7 protein-coding genes and 1 pseudogene are annotated in these 9618 nt (G+C 43.0%); 3 read left to right on the top strand and 5 right to left on the bottom strand.

Going from position 1 to position 9618, the window contains the following annotated elements; all coding sequences use genetic code 11:
• Positions 1 to 53: 53 nt before the first annotated feature.
• A complete protein-coding gene (locus A142_RS03180) occupies positions 54 to 374 on the top strand; it encodes a recombinase family protein (RefSeq protein WP_019826730.1) in 321 nt (106 codons plus the stop codon).
• A 147-nt stretch (positions 375 to 521) separates the two neighbouring features.
• Here the strand turns inward: A142_RS03180 and A142_RS03175 are convergent, their stop codons facing one another.
• Entirely contained in the window at positions 522 to 1718 is a 1197-nt protein-coding gene (locus A142_RS03175; protein ID WP_019826728.1) for an EAL domain-containing response regulator, read from the bottom strand.
• Positions 1711 to 2574: a helix-turn-helix domain-containing protein gene (locus A142_RS03170; RefSeq protein ID WP_019826726.1), complete on the bottom strand. Its 864-nt coding sequence runs from the start codon at positions 2572 to 2574 to the stop codon at positions 1711 to 1713. Before A142_RS03170 ends, A142_RS03175 begins: the two co-directional genes overlap by 8 nt.
• Before the next feature lie 122 nt (positions 2575 to 2696).
• On the opposite strand from A142_RS03170, the pseudogene A142_RS25365 reads away from it, so the two are divergent.
• Positions 2697 to 3067 (top strand): annotated as a pseudogene (locus A142_RS25365) (IS3 family transposase); the annotation flags it as partial.
• A gap of 13 nt (positions 3068 to 3080) precedes the next feature.
• Here A142_RS25365 and A142_RS24155 read toward each other — a convergent pair.
• Positions 3081 to 3329 (bottom strand): hypothetical protein, encoded by a 249-nt coding sequence (locus tag A142_RS24155; RefSeq protein ID WP_019826722.1) that lies wholly within the window; start codon positions 3327 to 3329, stop codon positions 3081 to 3083.
• 234 nt (positions 3330 to 3563) lie between these two features.
• On the opposite strand from A142_RS24155, the gene A142_RS03160 reads away from it, so the two are divergent.
• Positions 3564 to 4688, top strand: coding sequence for a tyrosine-type recombinase/integrase (locus tag A142_RS03160; protein ID WP_019826720.1), 1125 nt, complete (start codon positions 3564 to 3566; stop codon positions 4686 to 4688).
• A gap of 1247 nt (positions 4689 to 5935) precedes the next feature.
• On the opposite strand, the gene A142_RS03150 is transcribed toward A142_RS03160, so the two are convergent.
• A complete protein-coding gene (locus A142_RS03150; RefSeq protein WP_019826716.1) occupies positions 5936 to 6343 on the bottom strand; it encodes a competence protein CoiA family protein in 408 nt (135 codons plus the stop codon).
• Between the two features lie 329 nt (positions 6344 to 6672).
• Positions 6673 to 9618, bottom strand: a 2946-nt coding sequence (locus A142_RS03145; RefSeq protein ID WP_019826714.1) for an ImpA family metalloprotease, incomplete at its 5' end; no start/stop codon positions are given.

Below are 9618 nucleotides of genomic sequence, written 5' to 3'. Positions count from 1 at the left end.
TTGTTCGTGATGAGTGATTAGAATGCGGGGGTTTATGACGCGCTTACAATACGGTGCATGATCTGACTGGGTGTGGGATTGGTTTGAAGGTATTGACTGGTCACGGTGTGACCATTGATACCACGACAGCAGCCGGTAAGCTTGTTTTTGGAATCTTTGCTGCATTGGCTGAGTTTGAACGTGAATTGATTACTGAGCGAACAATTGCTGGATTAGCTTCAGCAAGAGCGCGTGGGAGGAAAGGTGGACACCCTTACAAAATGACCCCAAAATTGCGAATGGCATCTATGGGGCAACCAGACACAAAAGTTAGTACCTTATGTAAAGGATTAGGTATAACGCGACAAACGTTATACCGTCATCTTTACTCCTGACAGGCAGCTACGAGCGGAGGGGATAAAGTTACTCAATCGAGAGTAATCTAACAATTGGAAAAATCTGGGTTCCGGCGTAGAACCCCAACATTGATTGTCTCTCAAGAAAGTGTCCTGCTCTATTAGACCAGTACAAAGGGTATCAAATTATTTTAGGAAATCGCACGCTCCATGCACTAAACTCCTTTGGCTGTTTAACACCTCAACTACGATTTCTGGTAGTAATGGAGCCCCATGAAGAAAACCTTGCTGATTAAAGCCACCTAGAGACTCCAGAAACACACAGGTGTCTTTGTGTTCAACCCCCTCATAGATAATACGCGCGTTTTTTACCGAAACGAGCTTCTTAACTTCGTCGATCTTCTGCATGTAATCAATGTTGTGACAAAGCCCCCATGTAATGGTTTTATCTATCTTTATCTCGCTAATAGGCAATTTGACAGTACGTTCAAGATTCGATGCTTCCATCCCAAAGTCATCTATAGAGATCTCAAAACCTTTCAACCTAAGTCGTAAAATATTTGCCAACAATTCTTTTTCAATATTGCCTGAAAGACCCTTTTCAGTGAGCTCTATAACGATAGTGTGATCAATACCCTGCTGATAGATATCAAATAGGTTATCAACAAAAAATTCGTCAATCAACAAATTAGGATCGATATTAATCGAGAACCTCAACGATTTATCCAGTTCACTGAAGTGTAGGTGATAGTCCCGGATGAATTTTTTTATCACTATATTGGTAAAAACCTTCTGCTTTCCTAGCTCTTCAATGACTGGCAAAAAATAGCTCGGTGGAAGTAAGGTCCCATTTTCATCAGACCATCGTGACAACACTTCAAACCCCGAAATAGCATTTATATTCGAAACAACTTGTGGCTGATAAACCAGGTTTATGGGGAAATCGTCATCAATGATTGTCGCACGATGACTAGAGCTATACTCGCCTTTAGTTATGGTTTCAACTTTAAGTGTTTTATTAACCAACTCGCTTATTTGGTTAGCCCAAATAGGCTTTTCTAATGAAGCGACAACATTTAGCTCATAGAGTTTTCCAAGCATACTCACCGAGCTTACAATGGATTTATCCAAACCTGAAGTAATGATTATTTTAGACTCAACATTTTGTTGCGACATCATACTCAAAAGTTCAAATCCATCACCATTGGGCATCATAATGTCCATGATAACCAAATCAAATGATGCGTTTTGCATTTTGCTCATTGCATCAAACGCATTTTCTGCAAACTGTACGGATGTTTTTATATTAGATAAAGAGACCGCATTTTTAATGACTTCTCTTGATAGCTCAACATCGTCAACAATCAATACTGTGTTATTCATTCTCTTCACCTTTATAGTTTTTTGCAATAATACTTATCCAAGAGCGTTGTGATTTAATTTTCTTTGAATCCAAGCTCATGACCTTCATTGAATTATCGTTACTTTTTACACTTCGATACTCACAGCCCAACGAAAATAACAGGTCAAAGATCCTTTTATTTTTCAGTAGTATGTAAAGATCTTTATCTGGATTTGGGCTTTGTAGATATTTGTACGCCTCTCTAGCCATTGTGTCTGTAAATGACGAATAATGAGTACAGTTAAAAGTAACCACTAAATGTGCTCTATCTTCTTTAGATACTAAGACTTGCTCCCAAAAATCTGCAGCAAGTTTATAGTTGGCACTTAATAAGTGTCCAATTAATTGCCCATTAACCGTAACAAGTGTTAGCTCCCCAGAATATTGATTTATTATTTTTCCAATAATTGCCTTTCTACTCAGACCTAAATGTTCTAAATTACTAAAAATAACGTTATCTTCATATTCAAATATGACATCAATTAATTGGGTTATTTTTCCTAGAAGAAAGGAATTATTTGAGTTTATCGTCATAACTTCCGTTTGGACGTGCATGCTCATGTCAATATAACCGTTGTTATTAAATTTATTCGTTAACCCTGTGAGAATTGTCTGTGAGTCGTCCGATTCCCAAACATCAAATATGTTGACTCCAATAAAACCTAGTAACTCGCTTTGACGTTTTAAGTGTGGAGTTGTTACTCCCCTTTCCCAACGGCTTAGTGTCACAACGTCCAGGTTATTAAAGTTAGAGCTACTTCTTTGAACTAAATCAACAAAATTAGTTTGGGACAAACCATTGTTAACACGAAACGTACGTATAATATTGCCAAACATAATTTACTTTCTTATTCGTTATTGTGTTTTAGCTTATCTTTAATTAAATATGAACAAAAGCTAAGAGCAAATCGTGAATTAATAATTTATAAATGCCCATCAACAATAAACGCTTATTGAGTGATTGTTATGAGTTTATGCTCGAACACCTGATGCAATATAGGATTGTCCGTATGGCTAAAGTGTTTGGGGTTTCTCGAAGTGGGTTTTATTACTGGGTTAATCATCGCCATAAAGTCACTCAACGCAACGAGCACCGCAAGCAGCTTAATAGCAAGGTTCGAGAAGTCTTTGCTAATAAAAAAGACGAAAGAACTTGAAGAGAATGGGAATAAGCACGATGTAAAAACCATTGCTGCGAGCATAAAGCGCTAGAGCTTAGTCGCGAAAGCCTCCCCGTAAGTTTAAATGTACGACAGACAGTAAGCATAAGCTTCCTCTTCCCCCGAACTTACTTGAGCAAGACTTCAATGCGACAGCACTGAATTAAAAATGAGCTGGAGATATTACTTATCTAGCGACAAGTGAAGGTTGGAGGTATTTAGTCGTTCTGACGCAGTACCAAACCTTATCGTTGCTTGCTCTAATTCACTGGATGGGCGTGCGTTTTCAGATTTTTTTGTAATGTATTCCGCTTCAACTTCTGCTAGGCCATTAATGAATTTGTTACGACTTTCGCGTAGCTCCTTGATCAGTTGAACATCGCCCTGAGCCTGAGTTTCGAACCTGATGATCTCTCCTGATTTCTGAGTCACAGTGTCACTTAGTTCGGGACCCGACTACGACATTACTCTGCCCTACTCTGTCCAATTAAGTGACACTGTAATGCTTTTAACTAATGACTATGCAGCGGTGATTGGTTTATGAGATTGAAAGCTCAAATATCTCAATTTTCTAGATCTCAGATAATTACAATTATATGTGATCTAGAAAAATACAGGGAATTGGTTAGACTGTAACGAACTACGAAAGCATAAGTTGGAAATGATATGGTCGGCACTGAAATCTCACTTCATACGGACTTTTCCCGTTTAAGGCCAGAACATGTTCACCAAGCGATCATGCTCGCACGAAAGCACGGTACATCGAACGAACAGTACCAAAAAATTCAAGATGCTATTCACCATCTTTTGCGAGAGTTCAATAAACGTGAAGAGCGTTATGCTAAGAACTCACTTTCTCAGCTTTATAGCAACTGGTCACGATTTGAGAAGTGGTGTCACGAGCATGAACATCACCCATTGCCAGCAGCCGCAGAAACCATCGAATTATTCTTTGAAGATAAGGTCGACGACTTACACCGTAACTCAAATCGATCTTATGCGTGGGCCATTTCAAAAATTCATCGTATCTCGGGTTGTCCGGATCCATTTCTTGATGAAATCGTGCGTGACAAGATGGCCGGTATCTTTCGAAGAAAAGTGGAGGCGGGTGAACGAATTGTACAGGCTTCAGCGTTTCGAGAGAAACACTTAGATAGAATAACCGAATTGTGGCGTCATTCCCCTAGCCTACGGTATCGTCGTGATTTGGCTTTGCTGACAGTTGCTTATGAAACCCTACTTCGGGCATCTGAAATCGCAAATATCCGTTTTGGCCACTTAGAGTACCCAGGTGACGGAACGGCATTGCTGACTATCCCTATCACTAAATCTAATCATAGTGGCGAACCAGATACAGTGGTGTTTAGTCCGGAAGCTGTTGATATTATTCATGAATATGTAGAATTAGCAGGGCTTGATGACACTGATGAACAAGCCTTCTTGTTCGTCGGTGTGAGCCGACACAACACGCCATATAGACCAAAGCTAATCGACCCAGATCACCCTGAAAGCGGCAAAAAACATAAAAAAATGACGTCATGGACTATCGAGCAGATTTTCAATAAAGCATGGGAAGCCCTAAATTTGGGTAAGGTTGGTATCGCCACTTTTACAGGCCACAGTGCAAGAGTTGGCGCGTGTCAGGATTTATTGACCGATGGATACACCATCTTGCAAGTGCAGCAAGCTGGACGTTGGTCAACACCGGCTATGGTGATGAGATACGGTCGTGGAATATTGGCAAAAGATGGTGCAATGGCACAGAAACGGGCGTCTAGAGGACGAAAATAATCAGTCTGTTGAAACCCCGGTGCTGACAGCTGCGGGGTTTCATTCCCAGCCAAGTCATGCTGGATTTCTCCTTCTTGATTTTAGCTTTGGGTATTTGAAACTAGTCAAAAGGCTCCCCACATCAATTTAGTTATCGTTCGGGTATTCCTTAACAGAAATTGGCTCACACTCATTCCATACTGCTTGGTCAGGTTTTGTATAGATTTCCGTGGTTTTTGAATTGCTATGGGCCATCCTCTTTGTGGCACTTAAGCCTTTCTCTTCAATAATTCGCGCCGCTAAGGAACGAATCTTATGGTACGTCGGTCTTTGGTTACTTGGTAAGTGCGATTTGACACCAACTTTGTCACGTACCTTGCTGAACTGCTTGCTTAGGTAATGACTTGGTAGATATGGTCACAATCTTAAGCAACGCCTCTTTGTCTTTGTATTGGAGGATGACCGGAGTATCTTATGAACTTGTTTTTGATAGGCGAGTCAAGATGACTTGTATTCTTTAGCGTATCTTCTCCTGCCACAGGGTATAACACTTCTTTAACCTGACCGTTGGGATTATTCAAAGCAGCTTCAGCTATTCGAAAAAGGGGGATTGTGCACATTTCCCCGAAAAGCTCATTCTCCGTATGGGTGGCCACAAGAAGGTTAGGGGAATATTGTACACCAACGGTTTAACTATTTGTATTTAAAGAGTACCCCCCAAACTAGTGCTCATATTCTTTAGGTTTGAAGCTCGTCGCTTGATGACTGATAGGTTGATACCGGAAGGAAAGTACCTTAATACTCTTTGATAACAGTGTTTTCTTTGTTCATTCGTAGCTGTTGGCCAACTGCCGTATCGATAACCATCAACGATCTTATATGCTGCTGTTTTCCCTTTTCCTGTTTTGATCAGAACCCCAACACCCTCCCATGCTCCCAGAAGAGCTGCCGCCTGAGATTGATGGGTCGGTGATCCTATTCCCTTTAAGAGCCTAGATTTGGGTAGGGGCGTATCTATTGCCCAGCAAAGGAGTGTATTAAAAGCCCCTCCGCCACATGAAACGCAACACCTCACCCTCTATGCTGCATTTAGGTGCTGCATAAAAAGTAGCCTATGAGTAAGCGTATGTGGAAGCATTGCTTGATTGGGTGCCCTTTCTTTATTTGCCGGAATGATCGGGGATGATAGTTCACCTGACCAGTCCGACGAGGTACTCCACCAAAGTGAGCTGTACGGCAGGGGCTCCCTAGAGCCGTATCTAACCATTTTATCTTTCGGGCGTATGCTGAACCAATTTCTCGTAATCAATGGAGTGGCATTCGCCAAGGTTCTCGTAGCACCACTGCCGATTCTTGCTGGTATCTGCTTTTTTGCCAAGCCACCAAGAAACATCGATTCCTGCACGTCGATAGTCATTCGTTCTTTCCTCTAGCTCTTCAGGCGTGATTGCACTTAGCTGGACTTCGTGGGCCACAACCCAACCATTGGGGAAGATGAAAGCCACATCAATGATCCTTTTGATTGAGTCAACAGGACACTCAATCTCCACTTTTGCACTTTGGTACTCTTTCAGATCTTTGGCTAAGTCTGTAGCCAGCAGCTCTTTAAAGTACAGGTGTTCTGAGCTCTTTGGGTAATGCTTATATTCACTCTTGCATTCATTAGACAGGTGCATAAAATGAATTTTGGGACACTGGAGTGCGAATCTCCCCGAATGACCATTTCTTCTTTGCAGTACTTCCCCTCTTGAATGACTCTCTAGGGGAGTCATAATCCAGAATGTTTACCCGCCCGTTGTTTTCCGTGTCATGTCCGATGAATGGCATATCAGAGAAGCTAACTATAGGTTGTTGTATTTGAAGCGGTTACGCTTAATGAAGTTCATAACAGATAACAAAAAATTAGTTAATGCATGGGCGCCGTAATTGGGGGGCTATGATTGCCGCTAAATTAAAGTCCTATCACCAATCAATCAACACTTGTAATAGGACCCATTTTCTTGTTTTATAAATTGCAGCTCGTCGGTGAGCTTCCATCACGCCATAAGGTGCTCGCATTGGAGAGTGATAACGACAAGAAATCTAGACCTTCGCTCATGTTGCCCGGTGGCAATTCGGTCTCCAGCACGTACATACCCATCGGGAGGTTGCCCTTGGTCGCATTATTTTGCGCCTGAGTGGCAGCAAGACTTGAATAGCGTAGCCCTAACATATCGAAGTGGCTCTGCCAGTTAACCCCCGTGAGTTTGCTCAAAGAAACTAACATAAAGTCGTTGCCTGGGATGTCCCGTACCTTCTTGCCCGCATACATGTTGTGGCCTTCGAAGGGGAACAGGTCAAAACCAAGGCGAGCTTTATTGGTATCCCAATCAGCTTGATTACTACTTAATGCATCAAAGATACGCTGATGCTGGTACAGCAAAGTGAAGATGTTGAAACCATTCGCTAAACGCGTACCATCGGCCATCTGCATACCGTGACTACGTAACGCCATTTGAATGTAAAATGCCATCCGGTAGCCGTTGTGCACCGCATAGTTATTACTTTTCCAAGGGGCTTCATAACGGTTGCTGCCCGCATCTAGAGTTTTGCAGTTGGCACCGAGCACTACCCGATTGCCATCGCTGTCTTTTACTTCAGCAGCGTCAGACATAAATACATAAAACAAATCTTTATGATTCATGTGACTATCGGTTATAGGGGTCATATTACCATCACGTACGTAGTGAGCTTGCCATTTGACTACGTAAGGGAAAATATTGTTGGAGTTTTCCCCTGCACGGCTGCTGTAACCTGACCAGTTGTTTGTGTCACTTGCAGTGGTGTATTGCACATTGAGGCGGTTAGTTTGCAAATTATGACCAAGCTCGTGATTATCCCCCCAACCAGTTGGATTGATATTCCAGGACGCATCCCAGGGATTACCGCTGCAACCAGAGCCACACTGGGCATTTTGGTCATAGTTAGCGTGTTGGATAATTTTACGGGTATGCAGAGTTTCATCTAGGCACTCGTTGCCTAGTATGTTTACACAAGCAGCTTTTACATCGGATGGCAGAGATTCAGCTAAGGTTTTACCATGAACCTTAAAGCCTGCAAGGGTGTACACCGCATTGATGTGGTCTTCTGAGATTCTTTTCAGCAACGCATTCACATCTGTTACAGCGCCGCCAATAGCATTGGTAAAACGGTCGCGGCGCATATGTTGTTCTGCGCCATTGCTACGCAGATCCACATGGGGCAACTCAGTCTGCTTCAAACGTTCATTAAAGGCCATGATTTGATTGTCATCGCTGAAATTCATGATAGTTGGGTGGGGGGTTACGCCGCTAGCACTGATTTCTGTACTCAGGAGGGCTTCAGCACTGCCACCTAAATACAAATACAAAGGGCCGCCATAAGGGCTAGAAAAACTGATGCTTTCGCCGGTTTTCAGACTCAGGCGTTGGGTCGCCAGCTCTAATGGTGCCAGATACACCTTTTGTTCAAAGGCGCGGTTGGTATTGCGTCTATGGTAGTTGAGTTTAATTTCCACTTGTGTATCACTGGTATCCAGTCGATTTAAGGTTACTGTTTGACCTGGCAAGACATACCAACCAGTAGTGGTCCATTGGTTGGGGTAGAGCACTGACAAGGTCTGACGCTCAGATACAGTAGAGGGATAGGCGTAGTGAGCGTTACTGCCTTTCGTGAGATTACTCCTGTCCATCACATACTCACCTAAATCAGGCTGAGCTGAGTTGTCATTTCGAGCATAATTCACTAGCCAATCAGCGAACATTGCTTGCTGCCAACTTTGCATTTCTTCCCAGGCTATGGGATAGTCAATGGTCGCTCGGTATTTATCAGCTAGCAAAATAGAAGCCTGCAAAATGTCAGCACGGCTCAGTGATAATGCATCCTGTCCTATAGCATCAAGTTCGATGACAGCACCTCTCAACCAGTCAGCCCCTGCTTTGAAAGTCTCTACAAAGTCTGCTTCATTACAGGAAAGGAAGTTACCATTACAGTTGTCCAATAGCATTGTGTCGAAGTTACCTACACTGAGGTTTTCCAGTAAGCGATCAACCGCTACAAGGTTATAGTCTCTGGCGCGGATTTCACTCACAGCCAGATGGTCAGCGTTGAGTTTTGACCAATAATTGCCATAGGTCGTCAAGCCCATTTCTTGATATAGCGTACTCAACAAAGGGCTTGCGTTACGCTGGTAGTTGGACAGTAAAATTGGGATCCCCTTAGCCTTGGCTTTGGCTATAGCCACGGCGATGCCCTCATACCCACGTGATTTTCGGTCAATATCTGACAAAATAATCAGGTCGGGTTTGAGGTTATCTATACAAGTTGATAACTCATCATAATCACAGAGGTTAGCTTCGTTAATACTATGGCTATCGATGTAGTTACTCGTTAGCCAAGTACGAATATCTTCGTTATGAGGGAAATACCAGCTATCAGCACGGCTTGGTATTTGTGCGGTGACTATGCTGAAACCATCGTTTTGGTCAGCCCCATTGGTGAGCCAGCCGAGAAGGTTTTTGAGTAGCGCATCAGTTTCAGCTGAGGTATTGACTGAAAATAGGCTTGCTGCCATTGCTGCGCTGCGGTACTCACCATCTTCTGAGACCATTACCAAGCCGCGATTAGCTTTAATGCTGTTACCATTGCCATCTGTATTGGCTGGTAATAAAGTATGAGTTCGTTCCGGCAGAAAACTGGTGAAGGTGATGGAATCATGGCTTGGGTGCCAACTGATTTCTGTAATGCCCTGATAAAGACTATCAACTAACGCCGTACGAGAATCTTCGGCCGTAGAGAGCGCTTCTCTTGCGTGGTTGATCAATTCAACCTCACTGGCAAGGCGATGGTCACGATAACGAATGGCATTAGCGACATTGGAGATAAAGCTAGCACTAACGGTGCAGTCTGCGCTCATAGCGGCCGTGGTGTAGCG

Origin of the sequence: Vibrio splendidus 12E03 (assembly GCF_000272105.2) — a bacterium.
Taxonomy (GTDB): domain Bacteria; phylum Pseudomonadota; class Gammaproteobacteria; order Enterobacterales; family Vibrionaceae; genus Vibrio; species Vibrio splendidus_I.
Note: the sequence above shows the minus strand (reverse complement) of the source record. Positions and strands in the feature narration are given on the sequence as shown.